Annotated in this window: 23 protein-coding genes; 19 read left to right on the top strand and 4 right to left on the bottom strand. The window is 71.0% G+C overall.

Features of this window, described 5'->3' with window-relative positions; genetic code table 11:
- Positions 1-11: 11 nt before the first annotated feature.
- Positions 12-1,421: a sensor histidine kinase gene (locus FJ694_RS17785; RefSeq protein ID WP_157268588.1), complete on the top strand. Its 1,410-nt coding sequence runs from the start codon at positions 12-14 to the stop codon at positions 1,419-1,421.
- A 16-nt stretch (positions 1,422-1,437) separates the two neighbouring features.
- On the opposite strand, the gene FJ694_RS17780 is transcribed toward FJ694_RS17785, so the two are convergent.
- Positions 1,438-1,641 carry a hypothetical protein gene (locus tag FJ694_RS17780; protein ID WP_157268587.1) on the bottom strand — a complete coding sequence of 68 codons (204 nt, stop codon included), beginning with the start codon at positions 1,639-1,641 and terminating at the stop codon, positions 1,438-1,440.
- Between the two features lie 50 nt (positions 1,642-1,691).
- Between FJ694_RS17780 and FJ694_RS17775 the strand changes: the two genes are divergently transcribed.
- From FJ694_RS17775 to FJ694_RS17760, 4 genes are all read left to right on the top strand, one after another.
- Positions 1,692-2,822 carry a pyridoxal-phosphate-dependent aminotransferase family protein gene (locus FJ694_RS17775; protein WP_157268586.1) on the top strand — a complete coding sequence of 377 codons (1,131 nt, stop codon included), beginning with the start codon at positions 1,692-1,694 and terminating at the stop codon, positions 2,820-2,822.
- Positions 2,823-2,890: 68 nt separating this feature from the next.
- Positions 2,891-4,126 carry a PAS domain-containing protein gene (locus tag FJ694_RS17770; RefSeq protein ID WP_157268585.1) on the top strand — a complete coding sequence of 412 codons (1,236 nt, stop codon included), beginning with the start codon at positions 2,891-2,893 and terminating at the stop codon, positions 4,124-4,126.
- Entirely contained in the window at positions 4,123-8,070 is a 3,948-nt protein-coding gene (locus FJ694_RS17765) for a PAS domain S-box protein (protein WP_157268584.1), read from the top strand. The genes FJ694_RS17770 and FJ694_RS17765 overlap by 4 nt, the downstream gene beginning before the upstream one ends.
- Positions 8,071-8,273: 203 nt before the next feature.
- The gene (locus tag FJ694_RS17760; protein ID WP_157268583.1) at positions 8,274-8,618 is read left to right on the top strand and encodes a hypothetical protein; all 345 of its coding nucleotides are present in this window, start codon (positions 8,274-8,276) and stop codon (positions 8,616-8,618) included.
- Between the two features lie 24 nt (positions 8,619-8,642).
- Here FJ694_RS17760 and FJ694_RS17755 read toward each other — a convergent pair whose 3' ends face one another.
- Positions 8,643-9,545, bottom strand: coding sequence for a LysR substrate-binding domain-containing protein (locus FJ694_RS17755; protein ID WP_157268582.1), 903 nt, complete (start codon positions 9,543-9,545; stop codon positions 8,643-8,645).
- A 124-nt stretch (positions 9,546-9,669) separates the two neighbouring features.
- On the opposite strand from FJ694_RS17755, the gene FJ694_RS17750 reads away from it, so the two are divergent.
- From FJ694_RS17750 to pedF, 7 genes are all read left to right on the top strand, one after another.
- Entirely contained in the window at positions 9,670-10,419 is a 750-nt protein-coding gene (locus FJ694_RS17750; protein ID WP_157268581.1) for an SDR family NAD(P)-dependent oxidoreductase, read from the top strand.
- 94 nt (positions 10,420-10,513) lie between these two features.
- On the top strand, positions 10,514-11,497 hold the full coding sequence (locus FJ694_RS17745) for a TRAP transporter substrate-binding protein (RefSeq protein WP_157268580.1): 984 nt from the start codon (positions 10,514-10,516) through the stop codon (positions 11,495-11,497).
- Between the two features lie 79 nt (positions 11,498-11,576).
- Positions 11,577-12,110: a TRAP transporter small permease gene (locus FJ694_RS17740; RefSeq protein WP_157268579.1), complete on the top strand. Its 534-nt coding sequence runs from the start codon at positions 11,577-11,579 to the stop codon at positions 12,108-12,110.
- 19 nt (positions 12,111-12,129) lie between these two features.
- On the top strand, positions 12,130-13,389 hold the full coding sequence (locus tag FJ694_RS17735) for a TRAP transporter large permease (protein ID WP_157268578.1): 1,260 nt from the start codon (positions 12,130-12,132) through the stop codon (positions 13,387-13,389).
- 106 nt (positions 13,390-13,495) lie between these two features.
- Positions 13,496-14,332 (top strand): transketolase, encoded by an 837-nt coding sequence (locus FJ694_RS17730; RefSeq protein ID WP_157268577.1) that lies wholly within the window; start codon positions 13,496-13,498, stop codon positions 14,330-14,332.
- Positions 14,333-14,349: 17 nt separating this feature from the next.
- Entirely contained in the window at positions 14,350-15,354 is a 1,005-nt protein-coding gene (locus FJ694_RS17725; RefSeq protein WP_157268576.1) for a transketolase family protein, read from the top strand.
- A gap of 277 nt (positions 15,355-15,631) precedes the next feature.
- Complete coding sequence (pedF, locus tag FJ694_RS17720) at positions 15,632-16,075, top strand: cytochrome c-550 PedF (RefSeq protein WP_375140232.1); 444 nt, start codon at positions 15,632-15,634, stop codon at positions 16,073-16,075.
- A 9-nt stretch (positions 16,076-16,084) separates the two neighbouring features.
- Here pedF and glpK read toward each other — a convergent pair whose 3' ends face one another.
- A complete protein-coding gene (glpK, locus tag FJ694_RS17715; RefSeq protein WP_157268574.1) occupies positions 16,085-17,581 on the bottom strand; it encodes a glycerol kinase GlpK in 1,497 nt (498 codons plus the stop codon).
- Positions 17,582-17,788: 207 nt separating this feature from the next.
- A complete protein-coding gene (locus FJ694_RS17710; protein ID WP_157268573.1) occupies positions 17,789-18,553 on the bottom strand; it encodes a DeoR/GlpR family DNA-binding transcription regulator in 765 nt (254 codons plus the stop codon).
- Between the two features lie 154 nt (positions 18,554-18,707).
- On the opposite strand from FJ694_RS17710, the gene glpD reads away from it, so the two are divergent.
- The 7 genes from glpD (at position 18,708) to FJ694_RS17675 (ending at position 26,451) form a co-directional block, all read left to right on the top strand.
- Entirely contained in the window at positions 18,708-20,357 is a 1,650-nt protein-coding gene (gene glpD / locus FJ694_RS17705; RefSeq protein WP_198320884.1) for a glycerol-3-phosphate dehydrogenase, read from the top strand.
- A complete protein-coding gene (locus FJ694_RS17700) occupies positions 20,348-21,430 on the top strand; it encodes an ABC transporter ATP-binding protein (RefSeq protein WP_157268571.1) in 1,083 nt (360 codons plus the stop codon). The genes glpD and FJ694_RS17700 overlap by 10 nt, the downstream gene beginning before the upstream one ends.
- Positions 21,427-22,500 carry an ABC transporter ATP-binding protein gene (locus FJ694_RS17695; RefSeq protein WP_157268570.1) on the top strand — a complete coding sequence of 358 codons (1,074 nt, stop codon included), beginning with the start codon at positions 21,427-21,429 and terminating at the stop codon, positions 22,498-22,500. The genes FJ694_RS17700 and FJ694_RS17695 overlap by 4 nt, the downstream gene beginning before the upstream one ends.
- A gap of 76 nt (positions 22,501-22,576) precedes the next feature.
- Positions 22,577-23,470 (top strand): carbohydrate ABC transporter permease, encoded by an 894-nt coding sequence (locus FJ694_RS17690; RefSeq protein ID WP_157268569.1) that lies wholly within the window; start codon positions 22,577-22,579, stop codon positions 23,468-23,470.
- Positions 23,463-24,275, top strand: coding sequence for a carbohydrate ABC transporter permease (locus tag FJ694_RS17685; RefSeq protein ID WP_157268568.1), 813 nt, complete (start codon positions 23,463-23,465; stop codon positions 24,273-24,275). Before FJ694_RS17690 ends, FJ694_RS17685 begins: the two co-directional genes overlap by 8 nt.
- Before the next feature lie 27 nt (positions 24,276-24,302).
- The gene (locus tag FJ694_RS17680) at positions 24,303-24,611 is read left to right on the top strand and encodes a DUF2160 domain-containing protein (protein ID WP_157268567.1); all 309 of its coding nucleotides are present in this window, start codon (positions 24,303-24,305) and stop codon (positions 24,609-24,611) included.
- Positions 24,612-24,720: 109 nt separating this feature from the next.
- Positions 24,721-26,451: an ABC transporter substrate-binding protein gene (locus FJ694_RS17675; protein WP_157268566.1), complete on the top strand. Its 1,731-nt coding sequence runs from the start codon at positions 24,721-24,723 to the stop codon at positions 26,449-26,451.
- The last annotated feature ends 125 nt before the right edge of the window (positions 26,452-26,576 follow it).

The raw sequence follows: 26,576 nt of genomic DNA, 5'->3' as shown, positions 1-26,576 counted from the left end.
GGCCCATGGACATGAGTGACGACCGCCCCGAGCGCCCGCCGCGCTCCTCGCCCCTGGACGACCCGCAGCGCCAGCGGCTGCTGGGCGAGGAAGGCCGGCTCGAAGGCGTGGAGGAGGACACCTGGATTGACGTGATCCAGAAGATGGACGAGGTCTACTCCCAGCTGCTGCGTGACGAGGTGGCGCTGGAGGAGAAGAACGCGCAGCTGGAGCAGTCGCAGCAGTTCATCTTCAGCCTGCTGTCGGCCATGAGCGACGTGCTGGTGGCCTGCGACCACCGCGGCGCGATCGAGGAGACCAACGCCGCGCTGCGCGAGCTCATCGGCCGCAGCGACGCCGACCTGCGCGGCAGCAGCGTCTACGCGCTGCTGGCCGGCAGCGCGGGCGTGGAACGGGTGCGCGGCATCGTCGAGCAGCGCGGGTCCTCGCGCGCGGGCGAGGTGGTGGAGCTGGAGCTGCTGGACGCGCAGGGCCGCGCCGTGCCGGTGGACTTCAACTGCACGCCGCGCGTGGACGGCAGCGGGCGGCGCGTGGGCACGGTCTTCGTCGGCCGGCCCATGGCCGAGATCAAGCGCGCCTACCGCGAGCTGCGCGAGGCGCACGAGGCGCTGAAACGCACGCAGCAGCAGCTGCTGCACTCGGAGAAGCTGGCATCCCTGGGCCGGCTGGTGGCGGGCGTGGCGCACGAGCTCAACAACCCGATCAGCTTCGTGCTGGGCAACGTGCACGCGCTGCAGCGCTACGGCCAGCGCCTGGCGCAGTACCTGGACGCCGTGCACGGCCAGGAGGACGCGGCGGCGCTCGCCGCGCTGCGGCGCTCGCTGCGCATCGACCACCTGCTGGCGGATTTGCCCTCACTCATCGAGGGCATGCTCGAAGGCGCGCAGCGCACGGCCGACATCGTGCAGGGCCTCAAGCGCTTCTCGGCGGTGGACCGCGAGGAGCATGCCGCGGTGGACCTGAACGCCGTGATCGAGCGCGCCATCCACTGGGTGTGCAAGGGCACCGCGCAAGGGTTCGACGTGCACTGGACGCCAGCGGGGCCCTGCACCGTGTCGGGCAGCACCGGGCAGCTGATGCAGGTGGTGATGAACCTGATCCAGAACGCCTTCGATGCGGCCTCGGCCCAGCCCGGCGGCGCGACGCCGGCGCTGTGGATCGACAGCACGCTCGACGGCGACCGGGTGCGGGTGCGCTTCCGCGACAACGGGCCGGGGATTCCGGAGGCGTATCTGTCGCGGGTGTTCGACCCGTTCTTCACGACCAAGCCGGTGGGCAAGGGCACCGGGCTGGGGCTGTCAATCAGCTACGGGATCGTGGAGCGGCATGGGGGGACGCTGACGGCGGGGAATGCGGCGGAGGGCGGGGCGGTGTTCGGGCTGGAGTTGCCGGTGGCCGGCCAGAAGCCCCACGGGGCCTGAGTCCCGGGGCCAAGGCTCACAACAGCCAGATCAACCCCACCACCACCGCCGTCCCGATCAGCGACACCACGATCGAGCCCAGGCAGCCGAGCTTGTTGGAAAAGAAAAGGAACACGGTGTTCTCCGGTGCGGCGGCCGCACGCCGCGGCCGCTCCTGCGCTTGCGCTGCAGCAAGCCGCGCGCACGCCGCATGCCCGCAAGCCGGAACGCGCGATGCCATCCGCTAAGCTGCATCGTTTCCCCTGCCGTCAAACCAACAAGGAGACCGCCATGCCCGGCCTGCTGCCCAACGTGGACCCGGAAGGTCTGCTCGAGTACTCGGTGGTCTACACCGACCGCGCCCTGAATCACATGTCCCAGAAGTTCCAGGGCGTGATGCGCGACATCTCCGCCATCCTGCGCGAGGCCTACGGCGCCTCGGCCGTGGCCATCGTGCCCGGCAGCGGCAGCTTCGGCATGGAAGCCGTGGCGCGCCAGTTCGCCACCGGCCGCCGCGTGCTGATCCTGCGCAACGGCTGGTTCAGCTACCGCTGGAGCCAGATCCTGGACATGGGCGCCATCGCCGGCGCCACCACGGTGCTGTGCGCCCGGCCCCAGGGCGACGACGCCCAGGCCGCCTTCGCCCCGGCGCCGCTCGACGAGGTCGTGGCCGCCATCGAGCGCGAGCGCCCCGAGGTGGTGTTCGCGCCGCACGTGGAAACCGCCTCCGGGCTGGTGCTGCCGCACGAGTACCTGCGCGCCGTGGGCGAGGCCGCGCGCCGCGTGGGCGCGCTCTTCGTGCTCGACTGCATCGCCAGCGGCGCGGTGTGGGTGGACATGCGCGAGTGCGCGGTGGACGTGCTCATCAGCGCGCCGCAAAAGGGCTGGAGCGGCTCGCCCTGCGCCGCCTTCGTGATGCTGGGCGAGCGCGCCGTGGAGCGCATCGCCTCGACCACCAGCACCAGCTTCGCCGCCGACCTCAAGAAGTGGCTGCAGATCATGCAGGCCTACGAGGGCGGCGGGCACCTCTACCACACCACGCTGCCCACCGAGGCGCTGCTGCGCACGCGCGATGCCATGCGCGAGACGCAGCAGGCGGGCTTCGAGAAGCTGCGCGAGGCGCAGTGGCAACTCGGCCGCGCGGTGCGCGCGATGTTCGAGCGCAAGGGCTTCCCGTCGGTGGCGGCGCAGGGCTTCCAGGCCCCGGGCGTGGTGGTGAGCCACACCACCGACGCCGACCTCGCCACCGGGCGCAAGCTGCTGGCGCAGGGCCTGCAGATCGCCGGCGGGGTGCCGCTGCAGTGCGGCGAGTCGGCGGCCTTCCGCACCTTCCGCGTCGGGCTGTTCGGGCTGGAAAAACTTCACGACATCGACGGCACGGTGCAGCGCCTGGAGCGCGCCTTCGACGCGGCGCTGGCGTAAAAAGCGCCATCCCCCGCCAGGGCCGCCGCGCCGGCGGCCCTTTCCATTTCCGTCGGCGCACTTCCGTCTTGCAGACTCCCGAAGCCTCTCCTGCCGACACGCACTACCGCCAGGCGCGACGGCATGCCCGCCGCCTGGTGCTGGCCTACGTGGTGCTGGCGCTGCTGTGGATCCCGGTCACCGACCGCGCGGTGGAGGTGCTGATCGCCGACCCGGGGCTGCGCGCGCTGGCCGGCACGGCCAAGGGCTGGATGTTCGTGGCCGTCACGGCCGCGCTGCTGCACGGGCTGCTGCGGCGCTGGACGGCGGTGATGCAGGCGCTGCGCCGGCGCGAGCTGGCCGACCGGCACCTGCTCGAAACCATCGCCGACCACTCGTCGGATGCCATCACCGCCAAGGACGCCGCGGGCCGCTACCTCTTCGCCAACCCCGCCGCGCGGCGCTGGCTGGGCCGCGAGGCCGGTGCCGTCATCGGGCACGACGACCAGGGCATCTTCCCGCCGGAGCAGGTTGACAGGCTCAACGCGGTGGACCGCGCCATCCTGGCCGACGGGCAGACGCGCACGCGCGAGCTCACGCTCGACACGGCGCTGGGCCGGCGCGTGTTCCTGTCCACGCGCGGCGCGCTGCGCGACGCCGCCGGCGCCGTGGTCGGCGTGTTCGGCATCTCGCGCGACATCACCGGGCGCCAGCAGGCGGAAGAGGTGCTGCGCGACCGCGAGCGCAAGCTGCGCGCCATCGTCATGCACTTGCCCTCGGCGCTCTCGCTCAAGGACCGCGAGGGCCGCTACGTGCTGGCCAACCCGAACCTGCAGCGCATGCTGGGCCGCGGCGAGGACGAGATCGTGGGCCGCACCGACCTGGAGCTGTTCCCGCCGGAGGCGGCCACGGCGTTCCGCGCCAACGACGCGCGCGTCTTCGCCAGCCTGGCGCGCCATTCGGTGGAGGAGACGCTGCCGGTGGACGGCGAGCCGCGGCTGTTCATGTCGCACCTGTTCCCCGTGCTCGACGACGCCGGCACGGTGCTGTACGTGGGCCGCATCGCGCTGGACGTGACCGAGCGCCGGCAGGCCGAGCAGGCGCTGCGCGCGCGCAACGAGGAGCTGGAGCGCTTCAACCGCGCCATGGTCGGGCGCGAGCTCGACATGATCCGGCTCAAGCGCGAGGTCAACGCGCTGTCGCAGGCGCTCGGCCGGCAGCCGCCGTACCCGCTGCAGTTCGGCGAGGCCGCCGGCACGGACGCGGATGCGGATGCGGACGCGCAGGCAGCCGCGCAACCGGACATCGGAGCGCCGCGGCCGTGAGCAGCGCCGACGCCAACCCCGGCAGCGGCAGCGCCAGCGCCCGCCCGCGTGGCCGCGGCATGCCGCTGGCCACGTTCCTGACGCGGCTGGTGTGGTGCTGCGTGCTGCCGCTGGCGCTGCTGGCGGCCTGGATGGCGTGGAACCGGGTGCGCGCCGGCGAGCTCGCCAGCGAAGAGCAGGCGCGCAGCCAGGCGCGCAACTTCGCCGCCGCGGTGGACCAGGGCCTGGCCGCGCGCATCGCCGCGCTGGAGATGCTGGCGCGCGCGCCGCAGCCGGGCGAAGGCGGCGGCTGGGCCGGGCTGTACCAGGCGGCGCAGAGTTTCCGGCAGAGCTTCGGCAGCCACGTGATCCTGGCCGACGCGTCGCTGCAGATGCTGTTCAACACGCGCACGGCGCTGGGCACGGCGCTGCCCCGGCTGCCGCGCCCGGCCGGCCGCGCCGCCGCGCCCGCCGCGCTGGACAGCGGCCGCCCGGCGGTGGGCGACGTGGTGGAAGGGCCCGTGGCGCGGCAGCCGCTGGTGGCCGTGGCCGTGCCGGCGCGGCGCGCCGACGGCGCGCCGCTGGTGCTGCTGGCGCTGACCGAGACGCGCGCGCTGCAGCAGCAGCTCGACGCGGTGCAGCTGCCCGCGGACTGGGCGCTGTCGCTGCTGGACGGCCAGGGCCGCGCCATCGCGCGCCGCGTGCCCGCGGGCATCGACCTGGCCGGCGCGACCCGCTTCAGCGCGCCCTCGGCGCTGTCGGGCTGGTCGGTGGCGGTGGAGATCCCGCGCAGCGCCTACCGCGCGCGCTGGGCCCGCGCCGCCGGCGCGCTGTTCACGGCCGTGCTGACGGCCACGCTGCTGGCGGCCCTGGCCGGGCTGCTGGCCGCGCGGCGCCTGGGCCGCGCCGTGTCGGCGCTGGCGCAGCCGGGCGGCGGCCCGGCCGGCGACGCCGGCGGCATCGCCGAGATCGAAGCGGTGCACGCGCTGCTGGAGGCGGCGCGGCGCGGCCAGCACGAGGCCGAGGCGAGCCTGTCGGCCAGCGAGCGGCGCTACGAGGGCATCTTCGAGCAGGCCGCGGTGGGCATCGCGCTGCTGGCGCCCGACGGCCGCTGGCTGCGCGTGAACCGCAGGTTCTGCGACATCGTCGGCTACGCGCGCGAGGAGCTGCTGCAGATGGCCTTCCAGGACATCACGCATCCCGACGACCTGGAAGCCGACCTCGCCGAGGTGCGCCGCCTGCTGGCCGGCGAGATCGGCACCTACGCGATCGAGAAGCGCTACCTGCGCCGCGACGGCAGCGAGGTCTGGGCCAAGGTCACGGCGGCGCTGGCGCGGCATGCCGACGGCAGCCCCGACTGCCTCATCGCCGTGGTGGAAGACGTCCAGGCGCGCCGCCAGGCTGAAGCCGAGCGGCGCGCCAGCGAGCGACGGCTGCAGATGTTCATCGAGCACGCGCCGGTGGCGCTGGCGATGTTCGACCGCGACATGCGCTACCTCGCCACCAGCCGCGCCTGGGTGGACACCTTCGGCCTGCAGCCCCTGGCGCCGCTGGCCGGACGGCTGCACTACGAGGTGTTCCCGGAGCTGCCGCCACGCTGGAAGGAGGCGCACCGCCGCGCCCTGGCCGGCGAGGTGCTGCAGTCCGAGCGCGACCGCTTCGAGCGCCGCGACGGGCGCGAGCAGTGGATGCGCTGGCTGCTGCGGCCGTGGCACCAGGCCGACGGCAGCGTCGGCGGCGCCGTCATCCTCACCGAGGACATCACCGAGCGGGTGCAGGCCGAGGCCGCGCTGCGCGCGCAGCAGGATGCGGCGCTGCAGGAGCAGCGCCGCGCGCGGCTGGCGGCGCTGAACCTGATGGAGGACGCGCAGGCCGAGCGGGCGCGCGCCGAGGCCGCCAACGCCGCGCTGCGCCACAGCCAGGCCCAGCTGTGCAAGCTGGCGCAGGCGGTGGAGCAGGGCACCGAGAGCATCATCATCACCGACACCGAAGGCCACATCGAGTACGTCAACGAGGCCTTCGTGCGCCAAAGCGGTTACGGGCGCGACGAGGTCGTCGGCCGCAACCCGCGGCTGCTGCAGTCCGGGCGCACGCCGGCCGAGACCTACGCCGCGCTGTGGAGCGCGCTGCGGGCCGGGCGTTCCTGGCAGGGCGACTTCGTCAACCGCCGCCGCGACGGCAGCGAGTACATCGACTCGGCCCTCGTCACGCCGCTGCGCGGCGAGGACGGCGCCGTCACGCACTACGTCTCGGTGCAGGAGGACGTGACCGAGCGCCGGCGCATGGCGCAGGAGCTGGCCGCGCACCGCGACCACCTGGAGGAGCTGGTGCGCCGGCGCACCGCCGAGCTCGACCAGGCGCTGGTGGCGGCCGAGACGGCCAGCCGTGCCAAGAGCGCGTTCCTGGCCAACATGAGCCACGAGATCCGCACGCCCATGAATGCGATCCTGGGCCTGACGCACCTGCTCGCGCGCGAGCGCCCGACGCCGCAGCAGGCCGCGCGGCTGGGGAAGATCGAGGGCGCGGCGCGGCACCTGCTGTCGATCATCAACGACATCCTGGACCTCTCCAAGATCGAGGCCGGCAAGCTGCGGCTGGAGGAGCGCGACTTCGCGCTGCAGGCGCTGCTCGACCACGTGCGCTCGATCGTCTCCGACGCCGCCGCGGCCAAGGGGCTGGCGCTGCGCATCGACTACGACGACACGCCGCTGTGGCTGCGCGGCGACGACACGCGCGTGCGCCAGGCGCTGCTCAACTACGCCGGCAATGCCGTGAAGTTCACGGCGCGCGGGCACGTCACGCTGCGCGCGCAGCTGCTGGACGACCAAGGGCAGCGGCTGCGGGTGCGCTTCGAGGTCGAGGACAGCGGCCCCGGGGTGGAGCCCGACGTGCTGCCGCGGCTGTTCGAGGCCTTCGAGCAGGCCGACGTCTCCACCACGCGGCGCCACGGCGGCACGGGGCTGGGGCTGGCGATCACGCGGCGGCTGGCCGCGCTCATGGGCGGCGAGGCCGGCGCCACCAGCACGCCGGGCCAGGGCAGCACCTTCTGGTTCACGGCCTGGCTGGAGCGTGGCGAGCCGCTGCGCGCGGGCGCGCCCGAAGTGGCGCAGGCCGAGGCCGAGCTGCGGCTGCACCATGCCGGCGCGCGGCTGCTGCTGGCCGAGGACAACTTCGTCAACCGCGAGGTCGCGCTGGAGCTGCTGCGCCACGCCGGGCTGGAGGTGGAGGTGGCCGGGAACGGCCGCGAGGCGCTGGACAGGCTCGCGCGGCAGCCCTTCGACCTGGTGCTGATGGACGTGCAGATGCCCGTCATGGACGGCCTGGCGGCCACGCGCGAGCTGCGCCGGCGCCCGGAGCTGGCGGCGCTGCCGGTGCTGGCCATGACGGCCAATGCCTTCGCCGAGGACCGCGCCGCCTGCCTGGAGGCGGGCATGAACGACTTCGTGGCCAAGCCGGTCGATCCCGAGGGCCTGTACGCCACGCTGCTGAAGTGGCTGCCCGGGGCGCGCAACCCGGCGGCGGCAACGACGACGGCGACGCCCGATGCGCGGCCGCAGGCGCCGGACGGGACGGCCGGCGCGGGCGACCTGCTGGCGCGGCTGGCGCTGCACCCGGGCGTGGACGTGGCCGCGGCGCTGTCGAACCTGCCGGGCATGGAAAGCCGCTACCCGTCGCTGCTGCAGCTCTTTGCCGAGCACCACGGCGGCGACGCCGCGAAGCTCGCCGCGCTGCTGGCGCAGGGCGACACGCGCGGCGCGACGCTGGTGGCGCATTCCGTCAAGGGCGTGGCCGCCACGCTCGGCGCCACCGAGCTGGCCGCGGCGGCGCGGGCGCTGGAGACGCGGCTGCGCGAGGGCGCCGCGGCCGACGACCCGGCGCTGCGCCCGCTGGTGGCCGAGCTCGCGCGCGTGCTGGAGCCGCTGGTGCGGCTGATCCGCGAGGCAGCGGACACCGCCACCCCCTGACAAAGCTCCCGGCCCGGCCCCAGCAAGCTCCCATGGCGGCGCGGGCGGCGCGCATGCGTCAATGCAGGCGTGTCCCGTCGTCCGCCGCGCGCCCTTGCGCCGCCGAGCCGGACGAGGCTTGTCGGGACCCGGGGCGTGCGCGCCGCCACCGTGGCCGGCAGCGCACGCGCGCAAGGCGCCCGGCGCGCCAGGGAGGACCCGTCATGACCCAGCCTCAACCGCAGACCCAACCTCAGCACCGGCCCCAGCCGCATCCCGCCGACGGCGGCGCGTGCCGCCCGGGCGACGCGCCGGGCCCGCTGTCCATCATCACCGGCGTGGGCCTGTGCAACCTGTGCGAGGTGTGCAGCCACGACATCGTGCGCGTGGCGGGGCTGACCATGCACACCGTGGCCTTCGTCGGCGGCGGCCGGCTGTGCTTCGCCTTCAGCGACGCGGGCGAGCTGGTGGACCTGCACGCGCGCGGCGTGAACGTGGCCATCGAGCCCGACGGCCGGGTCATGGCCGGGCGGGCGGCGGTGGCGGAGCAGCCGCGGCTGGAGGGTTGAGGCCGCGCCGCTACCGCCTGCCTTTCACCCCGCCGCCTCCGGGCTCCCCGCCTCGGCGCGCACCCACTCCACGAAGCTCATCACCTCGCTGCGCTGCGCGTGGCGCGCCGGGTAGACCAGGAAGTGCGCCTGCAGCGGCAAATACCAGTCGGCCGCCTCGAACACCGGCTGCAGCCGCCCGGTGCGCAGGTGCCCCTCGCCGATGGAGGCGCTCTCCAGCGCCACGCCCAGACCCTGCACGGCCGCATCCAGGGCCATGAAGGCGCGGTCGAAGCGGTAGGCGTAGCCCGCGGGCGTGAAGGCCAGGCCGCGGCTGGCGAACCAGTCGGGCCATTGCAGCACGCCCACCGTGGACTGGATCAGCGGCACCTGCGCCAGCTCCTGCGCCGAGCGCAGTTGGTGCCGCGCCACGAACTCCGGCGAGGCCAGCGGCAGGATGCGCTCGTCGAAGATCGGCTGCACCGTCAGCTGCGGCCAGTTCGGCACGCCGTAGCGGATGTCCAGGTCGGCCTGCCCCAGCGAGAAGTCGGAGTGCACCACCGAGGACGACATCGACAGCGATATGCCCGGGTGCCTGCGCGCGAACTCGGTGAGCCGCGGCATCAGCCACAGCGAGGCAAAACTGGGCGTCGAGTGCACGTGCAGCGTGTTGCGCATGCCCTTGCGCGCGCTGTCGGTGGCGGCGCTGATGGCGGCCAGCGCGCCGGCCACGCGCTTGAGGTAGTCCTCGCCCGCGTCGGTCAGCTCCACGTTGCGGGCGGTGCGCTCGAACAGCCGCACGCCCAGGAACTCTTCCAGCTTGGCGATCTGGTGGCTGACGGCCGAGGGCGTCAGGTGCAGCTCGGTCGCGGCCACCGTGAAGTTGCGCCGCCGCGCCACGGCCTCGAAGGCCAGCAGGCTGCCCAGCGGTGGAAAAGAAGAACGCATGGCCAGTATCAGAGTTAACCCGAAGATGATGAAAGATCAACGTTCATTGAAATCTTATCGTTTGTCTTCAACCAGGGGCCTTTTCACAATCGCGGCCATCGCAGACCCCCATACGGAGACAAGCATGCTGCTCAAGGACAAGGTTGCCCTCATCACCGGCGGCGCCGGCCTCAACGGCCTGGGCTTCGCCACGGCGAAGCTGATGGCCGAGCAAGGCGCCCGCGTCGTCATCATGGATCTCGAAGCCGCCGACCCTGCCGCCGCCGCGGCGCAGCTGGGCGAAGGCCACCTCGGCGTGGTCGCCAGCGTCACCGACAAGGCGCAGGTGGAGCGGGCCGTGGCGCAGGCGCTGGAGAAGTTCGGCCGCATCGACGTGCTGGTCAACAACGCCGGCGTGACGCAGCCGCGCAAGACCGTGGACATCACGGCCGAGGACTATGACCGTGTCATGGACGTGAGCCTGCGCGGCACGCTGATCGTGTCGCAGGCCGTCCTTCCTTCCATGCAGGCGCAGAAGGGCGGCTCGATCATCTGCATCTCGTCGGTGTCCGCGCAGCGCGGCGGCGGCATCCTGGGCGGCCCGCACTACTCGGCGGCCAAGGCCGGCGTGCTGGGCCTGGCGCGCGCCATGGCGCGCGAGTTCGGTCCGGAAGGCATCCGCGTCAACTGCATCACGCCGGGGCTGATCGGCACCGACATCATCAAGGGCAAGCTCGACGAGGCGCGCAAGGCCGAGATCGCCGAGACGATTCCGCTGGGCCGCCTGGGCCGCCCGGCCGACATCGCCGGCGCCTGCGTCTTCCTCGGCAGCGAGCTCGGCGCCTACTGCACCGGCATCACCCTCGACGTCAACGGCGGGATGCTCATCCACTGAGCCGGCCTTCCCGCCACGCGCCGCACGCGGCGCCCGCATTTCCACGCACGAGCACAACGACCGCCGCCCGAGGCGGCACCCAGGAGACAAACCCATGAAGCGCAGAACCCTTTCCGTCGCCGGCTTCGCGCTGGCCGCCACGCTGGCCTTTCCGGCCCTGGCCCAGAACGTCAAGCTCACCCTCGGCCACGGCGCCGCGGTGGGCAACCCGCGCCACGAGGCGGCGGTGAAGTTCGCCGACGTGCTCAAGGCCAAGACCGGCGGGCGCATCGAGGTGCAGGTGGCGCCCTCGGGCCAGCTCGGCGACGACGCCGCGATGGTGACCGCGCTACGCACCGGCGCGCTGGACATCTCGGCCAACTCGCAGGGCGCCGTGTCGGTGGCCGTGCCGGAGTACGCGGCCTACGGCATGCCGTTCCTGTTCTCCACGTCCGCGCAGGCCTTCAAGCTGCTCGACGGGCCGCTGGGCCAGGAGCTGGCGCAGAAGTCGGCCGACAAGGGCATGGTGGTGCTTGGTTACTGGGACAACGGCATCCGCCACATGACCAACGGCAAGCGCCCGATCGCCAAGGTCGAGGACATGAAGGGCCTGAAGATGCGCACCCCGCCCGACGCGGTGCTGGTGGACATCATGCAGGCGCTGGGCGCCGAGGCGCAGCAGATCAAGTTCGCCGAGCTCTACGTGGCGCTGCAACAGGGCGTGGTCGATGGCCAGGAGAACCCGCTGGCCAACTTCCACGCCAGCAAGCTCTACGAAGTGCAGAAGCACCTGGCGCTGACCAGCCACATGTTCCAGATGACGCCCCTGGTGATGAGCAAGCGCAGCTGGGACCGCCTCTCCGAAGCCGACCGCAAGGCGGTGACGGAGGCCGCGGCCGAAGCCACCACGCTGCAGCGCAAGCTCTCGGCCGAGGCCGACGAGAAGCTGCTCGCCGACATCAAGTCCAAGGGCGTGCAGGTCACCACGGTCGACAAGGCCGCCTTCGCCAAGGCCACCCAGCCGGTGCAGGACAAGTGGACCGCGCTGCCCATCGGCCCGTACGTCAAGAAGGTGATCGCGGCCGCCCGCGCGCAGTGACGGCGCCCGACCGGTCCCACAAGACAGCCGTCGGCCCGGCCCGCGCGCGGTGCCCGGGCTGACGCGAAGGAGACAAGCCATGCATGCGGTTCAACGCAATGCCCTCGAACGCGCCATCGTGGCGGTCTGCAGCATCGTGCTGTGGCTGACCTCGGGCGTGATCTTCGTGATCCTCACGGTCAACACCGTGCTGCGCTACGTCAGCGGATCCAGCCTGCAGTGGGCCAACGAGCTGCCCGAGCTGCTGTTCCCATGGCTGGTGATGGCCGGCGTGGTGCTGGCGGCCGAGCGCGGCGCGCACATCGCCACCGTGTTCCTGGTGGAGTCGGTGCCGCACGCGGCGCGGCGGGCCATCGGCGTGGTGGGCTGGCTGCTCGTGGCCGGCCTGTACGCGACGCTGGCCTGGGCCACGCTGGCGATGCTGGAGATCGTCCACGACGAGAAGTCGCCGATCCTGCAGGTGCCCGGTTCAGTCACCTACGGCTGCGTGATGGCTGGCATGGCGCTGCTCGCGCTGCTGGCGCTGCAGTCGGCCTGGCGCGCGTGGCGCGCACTCCCGGCGCCAATTCCGGAACCGGGCGCCGTCCCGGAAATCCAGGCCCCCCACTGGTGAGAACCGCCAGGAGCCCCTCATGAGCGCACTCATTCTTGTTGTCTTTCTCTTCGGCGCCGTCGCGGCGGTGCCGATCGCGCACGCCCTGCTGATTGCCGCGATGGCCGCGGCGGCCACCAGCGACCGTGTCCCGCTGGACCTGCTGGTGCAGCAGATGGTGGCGCAGGTGCAGAGCTTCCCGCTGATCGCCATTCCCTTCTTCATGCTCACCGGCGCGCTGATGATGGGCGGGCGTCTGGGCCAGGCCATCGTCGGCATCCTGTCGGCCACGGTCGGGCGCTGGCACGGCGGGCCGGCCCAGGTCAGCGTGCTGTCGTCCACGCTGTTCGGCGGCGTCTCGGGCTCGGCCGTGGCCGACGCCTCCGCCATCGGCTCGCTGCTGATGCCCTGGCACCGCAAGCTCGGCTACCCGATGCCGTTCTCGGCCGCGGCGCTGGCTTCCGCCGCGACGATCGACATCATCATCCCGCCGTCGATCCCGCTGATCCTGTTCGCGCTGAGTGCCAACGCATCGATCGCGTCGCTGTTCTACGCCGGCGTGCTGCCGGGGCTGCTGCTGTGCGGCGGCTTCATGTTCGCCTGCTGGTGGGTGGGCAAGCGGCGCAACCTGCCGCGCGAGACCGGCCCCGCCGATCGCACCGCGTTCCGCCGCAACCTGCTGCACTCGATCCCGGCCATCGCGCTGCCGGTGCTGATCGTCGTGTTCCTGCGTTTCGGCCTGGCCACGCCCACCGAGGTGGCGATCCTGTCCACGCTGTACGCCGGCGCCATCTCAGCGCTGATGTACCGCGATCTCACGCTCAAGCGGCTGCACGAGGCGGTGATCGAGGCCGGTCTGGCCACCGGGGTGGTGCTGCTGGTGATCATGGCCTCGGCCGCGATCGGCTGGCTGCTGACCTTTGACCAGATGCCGCAGAACATCGCGCAGTGGGTGCAGCAGAACATCGAGGCCAAGTGGCTCGTGATCTTGCTGATGAACCTGATGATGCTGTTCATCGGCATGTTCATCGACCTGCCCGCCGCCGTGCTGCTGCTCACCCCGGTGTTCCTGCCCATGGCGCAGAGCATCGGCATGGACCCTGTGCAGCTCGGGATCATGATGGTCGTGAACCTGGCCATCGGCCTGTACACGCCGCCGGTGGGCACGACGCTGTTCATCACCAGCGCGCTGGCCCGCGTGAAGGTCGGCGAGACCGTGCGCGCCATGGGCCCGTTCTACCTGGTGGCCTTGGCCGTGCTGGCGATCGTCTCCTACTTCCCCGCCAGCATCCTGCGCTGAGCGGCGGCCTTCCTTCCCACGTCACTGCGGTCTCAGGCATGCGGTCGCCTCTTCCAGGGGCCCGCATCCGGCCCGACCACGCCCCTTCCTTTCCTGGAGCATCCTCATGTCCACTGACAACAAGCTGTCCGAGCTTTCCGAACGCGCCTACCGCATCCGCCGCTACGCCCTGCGCATGGGCGAGGTGCAGGGCCAGGGCTACATCGGCCAGGCCCTGGGCTATGCCGACGTGCTGGCCGTGGCCTACGGCCACGCCATGAGCTACCGCCCCGAGGACCCCAAGTGGGAAGGCCGTGACCGCTTCCTGCTCTCGCACGGCCACTACGCCATCGCCTTCTACGCCGCGCTGGTCGAGGCCAGGATCATTCCGGAAGAGGAGCTGGAGACCTACGGCAGCGACGACAGCCGCCTGCCCATGTCCGGCATGGCGACCTACACGCCGGGGATGGAGATGTCGGGCGGCTCGCTGGGCCAGGGCCTGCCGATCGCGGTGGGCATGGCGCTGGGCCTGCGCCTAAAGGGCAACCAGGCCTTCGTCTACAACTCCATGTCCGACGGCGAGCTCGACGAGGGCTCGACCTGGGAAGCGGCCCTGGGCGCGGCGCACCACGGCCTGTCCAACCTGATCTGCATCGTTGACATCAACAACCAGCAGGCCGACGGCCCGTCGGGCAAGGTCATGGGCTTCGAGCCGCTGGCCGACAAGTGGGCCGCCTTCGGCTGGCACGTCGAGCGCGTGGACGGCAACGATCTGCCGGCCGTGGTCGCCGCGTTCGACGCCGCACGCAACCTGAAGGAAGCCAAGCCGCGCGTGATCCTGTGCGACACGCTCATGGGCAAGGGCGTGCCCTTCCTGGAGACGCGCGACAAGAACCATTTCATCCGTGTCGATCCGCCGGAGTGGCAGGAGGCCCTCGCCATCCTGGACCAGTCGCAAGCGTGAACTGAAGGAGACACCCCATGAGCAACACCACCGAAGCCAAGAAGCCGCGCCTGACCACCTCGGCCATGATCGCCTCCATCGCCGGCGAGGGCCAGCGCGTGCAGGCCGCGCCGTTCGGCAAGGCGCTGGTCGAGCTGGCCGCAAGCCGCCCCGACATCGTCGGCATGACTGCCGACCTGGGCAAGTACACCGACCTGCACCTTTTCGCGCAACAGTACCCCGAGCGCTACTTCCAGATGGGCATGGCCGAGCAGCTGCTCATGGCCGCGGCCGGCGGCATGGCCAAAGAGGGTTTCGTGCCGTTTGCCACGACCTACGCCGTGTTCGGCACGCGCCGCGCCTACGACTTCGTGCACCAGGTCATCGCCGAGGAGAACCTCAACGTCAAGATGTGCTGCGCGCTGCCCGGTCTGACCACCGGCTACGGACCAAGCCATCAGGCTACCGAGGACCTGGCGCTGATGCGCGGCATCCCCGGCCTGACCATCGTCGATCCTTGCGACGCCCTGGACATCACGCAGGCCGTGCCGCAGATCGCCGACCACAAGGGCCCGGTGTACATGCGGCTGCTGCGCGGCAACGTGCCGCTGGTACTCGACGAGTATGACTACAAGTTTGAACTCGGCAAGGCCAAGGTGCTGCGCGGCGGTCGCGACGTGCTGGTGATCTCCAGCGGCTTCATGACCATGCGCGCGCTGGAAGTGGCCAAGGCGCTGGAGGCCGACAGCGTGGACGTGTCGGTGCTGCACGTGCCCACCATCAAGCCGCTGGACGAGGCGACGATCCTGGCCGAGGTGGCGCGCCCGGGCCGGCTGGTGGTGGTGGCCGAGAACCACTCCGTCATCGGCGGGCTGGGCGAGGCGGTGGCGTCGCTGCTGCTGCGCTCGGGCACGATCCCCAAGGCCTTCCGCCAGGTGGCGCTGCCTGACGAGTTCCTCGACGCCGGCGCGCTGCCCACGCTGCACGACCGCTACGGCATCTCGACCGAGGCGATGGGGCGGCAGGTCAAGGGCTGGCTCTGAGCCGGCCGCGGTTGAGGCCGCGCCACTGAAGGCGGGCAGGGGCTGCTCCACCCCTGTCACGCTGTCTCATCTTTCAGCACTTTCCCGGCCCGGTGGCCTGACCGCCGGGGGCGGCGAAGCAGGGCGGGCACCGTATCAACCCGAATACCGGCACTTTTTGGGCAGGCTGCGCGGCCGGTGGCACGGGCCTTGCGGTCTGGACGTTCGTTTTGATCGACATGACCGAGGAGACACTCCCATGCCCAAGCGTTCCAACGCCCGTTTCCCTTCGCGACTGATGGCGCTGCTGGCCGGTGTGCTGGTGGCCGGTGCCGCCCTGGCCCACGGTGACGTCACGCCGCAGGCAGTGGACACCAAGGAGCTGCCTTCGCTGGGCGAAGGCTGGCGCGACCAGAACCCGTTCAGCGGCAACGACAAGGCCATCAAGATCGGCTCCTCGGCCTACAACCAGAACTGCGCCCGCTGCCACGGCCTGGAGGCCATCTCCGGCGGCATCGCGCCCGACCTGCGCAAGCTCGACAATGAGTGCGCCAACCAGAAGGCCGAGGCCAAGAAGAAGGCCTGCGCCAAGGAAATCGACGACTACTACCTGACCACCGTGCGCAACGGCCGCACGCGCAACGGCGCGGTGTACATGCCGCCCTTCGAGGGCATGCTCAACCAGGAGGCGATCTGGTCGATCAAGGCCTACCTGGAAACCCGCCGCGAGAAGCCGCTGTAATCGAACGGCTCAGGCCGCCACCGTCTGCCGCACGGCGTGCTCCCAGCGCGCCATGCGCTCCAGCGCCTCGGCGCGCGACAGCGTGGGCAGGAAGCGGCGCTCGGCCTGCCATTGCGCCGACAGCTCCCCGGTGCCCTTCCACACCCCGGTGGCGAGGCCGGCCAGGTAGGCCGCGCCCAGCGCGGTGGTCTCGATCACGCGCGGGCGCACCACCGGGATGCCCAGCAGATCCGACTGGAACTGCATCAGCAGATCGTTGACGCAGGCGCCGCCGTCCACGCGCAGCTCGCTCACGGGCACGGCGCCCGCGGCCGCGGCGTCGCGGTCCATGGCCTGCAGCAGCGCGGCGCTCTGGAACGCGATCGACTCCAGCGCCGCGCGCGCGATGTGCGCCACCGTGCTGCCGCGCGTGAGTCCCACGATGGCGCCCTGCGCGGACGCGTTCCAGTACGGCGCACCCAGCCCGGTGAAGGCCGGCACGAACATGACGCCGCCCGAGTCCGGCACGCTCTGCGCGAGCGCCTGCACCTCGGCGCTGGCCTGGATGGCCTTGAGCCCGTCGCGCAGCCACTGCACCACCGCGCCGCCGATGAACACGCTGCCTTCGAGCGCGTACTGCCGGGCCGCGCCGTCCGTCTGCGCGGCGCTGGTGGCCACCAGCCCGTTGGCGCTGGGCTGGAAGGCGCCGCCGGTGTGCATGAGCATGAAGCAGCCCGTGCCGTAGGTGTTCTTGGCCATGCCGGCCTCGAAGCAGGCCTGCCCGAACAGGGCGCTCTGCTGGTCGCCGGCCATGCCGCCCACGGGCACGGGCGCGCCCAGCAGCGCGCCGTCGGTCTCGCCATAGACGTGGCTGCTCGGATGCACCGCCGGCAGCAGGCCCTCCGGCACGCCGAGCAGCGCCAGCAGGTCCGCGTCCCATTCGTTGCGGCGGATGTCGAAGAGCATGGTGCGCGCGGCGTTGCTCACGTCGGTGGCGTGCACGCGCCCGCCCGTGAGCTGCCACAGCAGCCAGCTGTCCACGGTGCCGAAGGCCAGCTCGCCGCGCTGCGCGGCCTCGCGCGCGCCGGGGACGTGCTGCAGGATCCAGTGGATCTTGGTGCCGGAGAAGTAGGCGTCGATGATCAGCCCGGTGGACTCGCGCACGCGCTCGGCATGGCCCTGCTCGCGCAGCTGCGCGCACAGCGGCTCGGCGCGCCGGTCCTGCCAGACGATGGCGTTGTAGATGGGCGCGCCCGTGCGCCGGTTCCACACCACGGTGGTCTCGCGCTGGTTGGTGATGCCCACGGCCTTGAGCTGCGCGGCGGCGATGCCGGCGCGCGCCAGCGCCTCGCGCGCGGTGTCGAGCTGCGTCTGCCACAGCTCCATCGGGTCGTGCTCGACCCAGCCCGGCTGCGGGTAGATCTGCCGGAACTCGCGCTGCGCCATGGCCACGATGCGCCCTTCGGCGTCGAAGACGATGCTGCGCGAGCTCGACGTTCCCTGGTCCAGGGCCAGCAGGTAGCTCATGAGGGGTGCTCCTTGTCGTTGTAGTCGTGTATTCCGTTCGTCCTGAGGTATCGAAGGATGGACGGCCTGCGCTGCAAGGCTGCCATCCAAGCCTGGCGGATTCGGCCTTCGATACCTCAGTCCGAACGGCCCGAAGAACCAACAGCCTCCAGCTTCCGCACCAGCCTCACGGATTCACCCTTCGATACCTCAGGGCGAACGGGCCAATCACCGCGCCACCTCCACCGGCACGCCCGCCTCGGACAGCAGCGCCGGAAAGGGCTCCGGCGGCGGGGCGTCGGTGAAGAGCATGCTGATCTGGTCGATGCGTGCGAGCTCGACCATCGCCGGGCGGTTGAACTTGCTGTGGTCGGCCACCAGCCAGACCTCGCGGCTCTGCTCGATGATGGCCCGCGCCACCTGCACCTCGCGCACGTCGAAGTCGCGCAGGCTGCCGTCGTCCTCGATGGCGGAGATGCCGATGAGGCCGATGTCCACCTTGAACTGCCGGATCAGCTCCACCGCCGCCGCGCCGATGATGCCCCGGTCGCGGTGGCGCACCAGCCCGCCCGCGACGATGACCTCGCACTCCGGGTTGTCGGCCAGGATCGCCGCGACGTTGAGGTTGTTCGTGATCACGCGCAGCCCCCGGTGCTGCAGCAGCGCCCTGGCCACCGCCTCCACCGTGGTGCCGATGTTCATCAGCAGCGAGCTGCCGTGCGGCACCGCCTGCGCCACGGCGCGCGCGATGCGGGCCTTGCCCTCGGCATTGAGCGCCTCGCGCTGGCGGTAGGCCAGGTTCTCCGTGGTCGAGCTCGGCACGCGCACGCCGCCGTGGTAGCGCGACACCAGCCCGGCCGCGGCCAGCAGCTTCACGTCGCGCCGCACCGTCTGCAGCGTGACGCCGAAACGCTCGGCCAGCTCCTCGACGGTGGCGGCACCGCGGGCACGCACTTCAGCCAGCAGCTCGGTTTGGCGCGGGTTCGGATTCATGGCGCAGCGAGCATAAGCGAACCCAAAACGAAGCATTTCGCGGGTATACGCGAACCACTTTTGGGGGAAATACGGGCTATAACGAAAAAAAGGAACTCAACCGAACCACCAACGAAAGCACCCGCGGGTGCTTTTCTTTCGGAGCCCGTGTCCCGTGCCTGCCGCTGCGCCGTCCGCTGCCCTCCCTGCCGATGCCAACCCGGTGGACGTCCTCGTCGTCGGCGGCGGCATCAACGGCTGCGGCATCGCGCGCGACCTGGCCGGGCGCGGCTGGCGCGTGCTGCTGGTGGAGGCCGACGACCTGGCGGCGCACACCTCCTCGTCCTCGACCAAGCTCATCCACGGCGGGCTGCGCTACCTGGAGTACCACGAGTTCGGCCTGGTGCGAAAGGCGCTGCAGGAGCGCGAGGTGCTGCTCAAGAGCGCCCCGCACATCATGTGGCCGCTGCGCTTCGTGATGCCGCACGACCCGGCCATGCGCCCGGCCTGGCTGATCCGGCTGGGCCTGTTCCTCTACGACCACCTGGCGCGGCGCGAGGTGCTGCCCGGCTCCGAAGGGATCGACCTGCGCACGCACCCTGCCGGCGCGGTGCTCAAGCCCGAGTTCAGCCGCGGCTTCGCCTATTCCGACGGCTGGGTGGACGACGCGCGGCTGGTGCTGCTCAACGCGCTCGACGCCGCGCAGCACGGCGCCACCGTGCTCACGCGCACGCGCTGCACCCGCGCGCAGCGCGACGCGCAGGGCTGGACCGCCACGCTGCAGGGACGCGACGGCAGCGTGCGCGGCGTGCGCGCGCGCGCCCTGGTCAACGCCGCCGGCCCCTGGGCCGAGAGTTTCCTGCGCAACAGCGCGCAGCCCGCGGGCGCCGAAGTGCTCGCCACGCGCAGCCTGCGCCTGGTCAAGGGCAGCCACATCGTGGTGCGGCGCAGCGCCACGCCGGGCTGGGACCATGACTGCGCGTACATCTTCCAGAACCCGGACAAGCGCATCATCTTCGCCATCCCTTACGAAGGCGAGTTCACGCTCATCGGCACCACCGACCAGGAGATCAGCGGCGACCCGCGCGAGGCGCGCATCGGTGACGACGAGGTCGCCTATCTGTGCGCGCAGGCCAGCCGCTACCTGCGCGCGCGCATCACGCCCGCCGACGTGGTCTGGACCTACGCCGGCGTGCGCCCGCTGCTCGACGATGCCGCGGGCAACCCGGCAGCCGTCACGCGCGACTACGTGCTCGAAGCCCACGCCGGCGGCGCCGCGCCGCTGCTGAGCGTGTGGGGCGGCAAGATCACCACCTTCCGCAAGCTGGCCGAGGACGCCGCCGGCGAGATCGGCCGCCTGCTGGGCCAGGCGCGCAAGCCGTGGACCGAGGGCGCGTTTCTGCCCGGCGGCGACCTGCGCGCCTGGATCGGCGAGCCGCTGCGCCCGGACGTGGATTTCGAGCGCTTCGTCGCGGCCGTGCACCAGCGCTGGCCCTGGCTGCCCACGGCGCTGGGCCGGCGCCTGGCGCGCGCCTACGGCACGCGCATCGACCGCGTGCTGGATGGCGCGCAGTACCCCTACGAGCTCGGCGCCGAGGTGGCGCCGGGACTCTTCGAAGCCGAGCTGCGCTACCTGCGGCGCGAGGAATGGGCCTGCGACGCGCAGGACGTGCTGTGGCGGCGCAGCAAGCTCGGCCTGCACTACGACGACAGGCAACGCGAGGACGTGGCCCGCTGGGCGGGCTGGACGCAGGTGCCCATGGACATGGAAATGGACAAGGACGTGAACCGCAACGCATTCCCGGCGGGAGGCGCATGCAGCTGAGCCTCGACCGCATCACCAAGAAGGTCGGCGCGCAGGACTGGCTGTATGAAACCAGCCTGGCGCCGCGCCCCGGCGCCGTGACGGTGCTGCTGGGCGCCACGCAGGCCGGCAAGACCAGCCTGATGCGGCTCATGGCCGGGCTGGACCGGCCCAGCAGCGGCCGGGTGCTGGTGGACGGCCGCGACGTCACCGGCGTGCCCGTGCGCGAGCGCAACATCTCTATGGTCTACCAGCAGTTCATCAACTACCCGTCGATGACGGTGTTCGACAACATCGCCTCGCCGCTGAAACTGCGCGGCGGCAAGCGCCCCGACGTGGCCGCGCGCGTGCAGGCGCTGGCGCGCAAGCTGCACATCGAGCCCTTCCTGCAGCGGCTGCCCGCCGAGCTCTCCGGCGGCCAGCAGCAGCGCGTGGCGCTGGCGCGCGCCCTGGCCAAGGACGCGCCGCTGATGCTGCTCGACGAGCCGCTGGTCAACCTCGACTACAAGCTGCGGGAGGAGCTGCGCGAGGAGCTGTCGCAGCTCTTCGCCGTCGGCGGCTCCACCGTGGTGTACGCCACCACCGAGCCCGGCGAGGCGCTGCTGCTGGGCGGCTGGACGGCCGTGATGGACGCCGGCGAGGTGCTGCAGTACGGCCCCACGGCCGAGGTGTTCCACGCGCCGGCCTCGGTGCGCGTGGCGCGCGCCTTCAGCGACCCGCCCATGAACCTGCTAGCCGCCGAAGGCGCGGAGGGCGGCGTGCGGCTGCGCGGCGGCCCGGTGCTGGCACTGGCGCTGGCCGACGTGCCGGCGCGCGAGCTGACGCTGGGCGTGCGCGCCAGCGCGCTGCGGCCGGCGCCGCGCCCGGGCGACGTGGCGCTGCCCGGCAGCGTGGAGCTGGCCGAGATCTCGGGCTCGGACACCTTCGTGCACGTCGCCACCGCCGTGGGCGAGCTCGTGGCGCAGCTCACCGGCGTGCACGAGTTCGAGCTCGGCAGCCCGTTGACGCTGCACCTGCATCCCGCGCAGGTGCACGTGTTCGGCCCGGACGGCGCGCTGCTGCGCGCGGCGCAGCGGCGGGGGGTCGCCGAATGAGCCGCATCGACCTCGACCTCGCGCATTCGTACCGGCCCAATCCGAAGGAAGACGCCGACTACGCGCTGCTGCCGCTGAAGATGACGTTCGAGGACGGCGGCGCCTACGCGCTGCTGGGCCCCTCGGGCTGCGGCAAGACGACCATGCTCAACATCATGTCGGGCCTCTTGATCCCCTCGCAGGGCAGCGTGCGCTTCGACGGGCAGGACATGACGCGCGCCACGCCGCAGCAGCGCAACATCGCGCAGGTGTTCCAGTTCCCGGTCATCTACGACACCATGACCGTGGCCGAGAACCTGGCCTTCCCGCTGCGCAACCGCAAGGTGCCCGCGGCGCAGGTGGGTCAGCGCGTCGGGCAGATCGCCGAGATGCTGGAGCTCAGCCACCAGCTGGACCAGCGCGCGGCCAACCTCAGCGCCGACCAGAAGCAGAAGATCTCCCTGGGCCGCGGCCTGGTGCGCCCGGACGTGTCGGCGGTGCTGTTCGACGAGCCGCTGACCGTGATCGACCCGCACCTGAAGTGGCAGCTGCGGCGCAAGCTCAAGCAGATCCACCGCGAGTTGAAGCTCACGCTGATCTACGTCACGCACGACCAGGTCGAAGCGCTGACCTTCGCGGAGCAGGTGGTGGTGATGACGCGCGGCCGGGTGGTGCAGCTGGGCACGCCCGACGCGCTGTTCGAGCGCCCGGCGCACACCTTCGTCGGCCACTTCATCGGCTCGCCCGGCATGAATTTCATCTCGGCCCAGGTGCAAGGCGGGCAGTTGCGGCTCGATGGCGGCGCGGCGCTGCCCGTGCCGCGCGCGCTGCCCGACGGCGCGCTGACGCTGGGCATCCGGCCCGAGTACCTGGCGCTGGCGCCGGCGGGCAGCGAGGGCTGCCTGGACGCCACCGTGCGCCAGGTGCAGGACATCGGCACCTACGTGCTGGTGAGCTGCGAGGCCGGCGCGCAGCGGCTCAAGGCGCGGCTGTCGCCCGACACCGCGCCGCCGGCGCCGGGCGAGCGCGTGGGCCTGCGCGTCCTGGGCCGGCACACCTGTTTCTACCGCAACGAGGAGTTGCTGCCATGATCGACCCCGCACGGCCGCTCCGAAGGGGGCGATCCGTCCCGCTTGGCGGGACCGCGCGCAGCGCGAGGGTGCACCAATGAGCACGGTGGTGAAACCCGTCAACCAGAAGGCCTGGCTGCTGATCCTGCCCGTCATCATCTGCGTCGCCTTCTCGGCGGTGCTGCCGCTGATGACGGTGGTGAACTACTCGGTGCAGGACATCATCTCGCCCGAGAGAAGGGTGTTCGTCGGCACGGAATGGTTCGCGGCGGTGATGCGCGACGAGGAGCTGCACGCCGCGCTGTGGAACCAGCTGCGGTTCTCGATGGCGGTGCTGGCGGTGGAGCTGCCGCTGGGCATCGCGCTGGCGCTGGCCATGCCCGCCAGCGGCTGGAAGGCCTCGGCCACGCTGGTGATCGTGGCGCTGTCGCTGCTGATCCCGTGGAACGTGGTGGGCACCATCTGGCAGATCTTCGGCCGCGCCGACATCGGGCTCATGGGCGCGGCGCTGCAGCGCCTGGGGCTCGACTACAACTACACCGGCAATGCCGGCGACGCGTGGTTCACGGTGCTGCTGATGGACGTGTGGCACTGGACGCCGCTGGTGGCGCTGCTGGCCTACGCCGGGCTGCGCTCGATTCCCGACGCCTACTACCAGGCCGCGCGCATCGACGGCGCCAGCAAGCTCGCGGTGCTGCGCTACATCCAGCTGCCCAAGATGCGCGGCGTGCTCATGATCGCCGTGCTGCTGCGCTTCATGGACAGCTTCATGATCTACACCGAGCCCTTCGTGCTCACCGGCGGCGGCCCGGGCAACGCCACCACCTTCCTGAGCCAGTACCTGACGCAGAAGGCCGTGGGCCAGTTCGACCTGGGGCCGGCGGCGGCGTTCTCGCTGATCTACTTCCTGATCATCCTGCTGTTCTGCTTCGTGCTCTACAACTGGATGCAGCGCCTGGGCCAGCACGGCAGCGAGGTGTCCCATGACTGAACGCCGCTTCGCCAAGCGCACGCTCTTCCTCTGGCTGTACCTGGTGTTCGCGCTGCTGCCGATCTACTGGATGCTCAACATGAGCTTCAAGACCAACGAGGAGATCCTCTCCAGCTTCAGCTTGCTGCCGCAGCAGTTCACCTGGGCCAACTACGCCACCATCTTCACCGACCCGTCCTGGTACTCGGGCTACGTCAACAGCCTGATCTACGTGGCGATCAACACGGTGATCTCGATCACGGTGGCGCTGCCCGCGGCCTATGCCTTCAGCCGCTACAGCTTCCTGGGCGACAAGCATGTCTTCTTCTGGCTGCTGACCAACCGCATGACGCCGCCGGCGGTGTTCCTGCTGCCCTTCTTCCAGCTCTACACCACCGTCGGGCTGATGGACACGCACGTTGCCGTGGCGCTGGCGCACCTGCTGTTCAACGTGCCGCTGGCGGTGTGGATTCTCGAAGGCTTCATGAGCGGCATACCGCGCGAGCTCGACGAGACGGCGTACATCGACGGCTACAGCTTCCCGCGCTTCTTTTTGACCGTGTTCCTGCCGCTGATCAAGGCCGGCGTGGGCGTGGCGGCGTTCTTCTGCTTCATGTTCTCGTGGGTGGAGCTGCTGCTGGCGCGCACGCTCACCAGCGTCAATGCCAAGCCCATCGTCGCCACGATGACGCGCACCGTCAGCGCCAGCGGCATGGACTGGGCCACGCTCGCCGCCGCCGGGGTGCTGACCATCGTGCCCGGCGCGGTGGTGATCTGGTTCGTGCGCCACTACATCGCGAAGGGCTTCGCGATGGGCCGCGTCTGAACGCCTGAAAAGGAAAGGAGGACCGCCATGTTCGACTGGATGGTCTGGACCACGCCGGTGGCCGTGTTCTTCAGCTGCATCGCGCTGATGCTCGTGGGCATGACGCTGTGGGAAATCCGCTCGCCCACCGTGCTGCGCAAGGGCTTCCTGCCCATCGCCACGACGCGCGGCGACCGGCTCTTCATCGGGCTGCTCAGCGCCGCCTACGTCAACCTGGCCTTCGTCGGCCTGGGCGAGAAGCTCATGCAATGGTTCTCGCTGGACGCGGAGCCGAGCGTGTGGATCGGCTTCGCGCTGTCGATGGCGCTGCTGGCGCTCATCATGCGCAAGGGATGAACCCCGGGCTTCACGGCCCGGTGCTGCCCCGGGGCCGCAGGCCAGACCGCCACCGCGGGGCAGCACCGCAACCGACAGCAAAGACAACCATCACCGAAGGAGACTGCACATGAAGATGCGCCATACCGCCCTGGCCCTGGCCGCCGCCGCGCTGGGCAGCCATGCCGCGTGGGCCGACGAGGCCGCCGCGAAGAAGTGGATCGACGCCGAGTTCCAGCCCTCGACGCTGAACAAGGAGCAGCAGATGGCCGAGATGAAGTGGTTCATCGAGGCGGCCAACAAGCTCAAGGCCAGGGGCGTCAAGGAGATCTCGGTGGTGTCCGAGACCATCACCACGCACGAGTACGAATCCAAAACCCTGGCCAAGGCCTTCACCGAGATCACCGGCATCACCGTCAAGCACGACCTGATCCAGGAAGGCGACGTGGTCGAGAAGCTGCAGACCTCGATGCAGTCGGGCAAGAGCATCTACGACGGCTGGATCTCCGACTCCGACCTCATCGGCACGCACTACCGCTACGGCAAGATCATGAGCCTGACCGACTACATGGCCGGCGCGGGCAAGGAGTTCACGAACCCGGGGCTGGACCTCAAGGACTTCATCGGCACGAGCTTCACCACCGCGCCGGACGGCAAGCTGTACCAGCTGCCCGACCAGCAGTTCGCCAACCTGTATTGGTTCCGCGCCGACCTGTTCGAGCGCAAGGACCTCAAGGACCGGTTCAAGGCCAAGTACGGCTATGACCTGGGCGTGCCGCTGAACTGGAGCGCCTACGAGGACATCGCCGAGTTCTTCACCAACGACGTGAAGACCGTGGACGGCAAGCCGATCTACGGCCACATGGACTACGGCAAGAAGGACCCCAGCTTGGGCTGGCGCTTCACCGACGCCTGGCTGTCCATGGCCGGCACGGCCGACCGGGGCATACCCAACGGCCAGCCGGTGGACGAGTGGGGCATCCGCGTGGCCGACGACAAGTGCACGCCGGTGGGCGCCTCGGTGGAGCGCGGTGGCGCCACGAATTCGCCCGCGGCCGTGTACGCGCTGACCAAGTACGTGGACTGGATGAAGAAGTACGCCCCGAAGGAAGCCACGGGCATGACCTTCGGCGAGGCCGGCCCGGTGCCGGCGCAGGGGCAGATCGCGCAGCAGATCTTCTGGTACACCGCCTTCACCGCGGACATGACCAAGAAGGGCCTGCCGGTGGTCAACGCCGACGGCAGCCCGAAGTGGCGCATGGCGCCCGGCCCCAACGGCCCGTACTGGAAGCAGGGCATGCAGAACGGCTACCAGGACGTGGGCTCCTGGACCTTCTTCAAGGGCCACGACGCCAACCGCACCGCCGCGGCCTGGCTGTACGCGCAGTTCGTGACGGCCAAGACGACGTCGCTGAAGAAGACGCTGGTGGGGCTGACGCCGATCCGCGAGTCCGACATCCAGAGCAAGGCCATGACCGACATGGCCCCGAAGCTCGGCGGCCTGGTCGAGTTCTACCGCTCGCCCGCGCGCGTGGCCTGGACGCCCACCGGCACCAACGTGCCCGACTACCCGAAGCTGGCGCAGCTGTGGTGGAAGAACGTGGCGCAGGCCGTGACGGGCGAGAAGACGCCGCAGGCCGCCATGGACAACCTGGCCCGGGAGATGGACGACGTGATGGCGCGCCTGGAGCGCGCCGGCATGGCGCAGTGCCCACCCAAGCTCAACAAGAAGGAGGACTCGAAGAAGTGGCTCTCCGACAAGGGCGCGCCCTGGGCCAAGCTCGCCAACGAGAAGCCCAAGGGCGAGACCATCGCCTACCAGACGCTGCTGGATGCGTGGAAGGCGGGGAAGGTGCGCTGATACCCGTTAGCACCTGCGAGTGAGGAATCCCGTTCACCCTGAGGTATCGAAGGGTGGACGGCCCGCACGGTGTGCGGGCATCCGAGCCTGTCGGATTCGGCCTTCGATGCGCGTAGGGCACCCTG

Source organism: Azohydromonas aeria (assembly GCF_009760915.1).
GTDB lineage: Bacteria > Pseudomonadota > Gammaproteobacteria > Burkholderiales > Burkholderiaceae_C > Azohydromonas > Azohydromonas aeria.
Note: the sequence above shows the minus strand (reverse complement) of the source record. Positions and strands in the feature narration are given on the sequence as shown.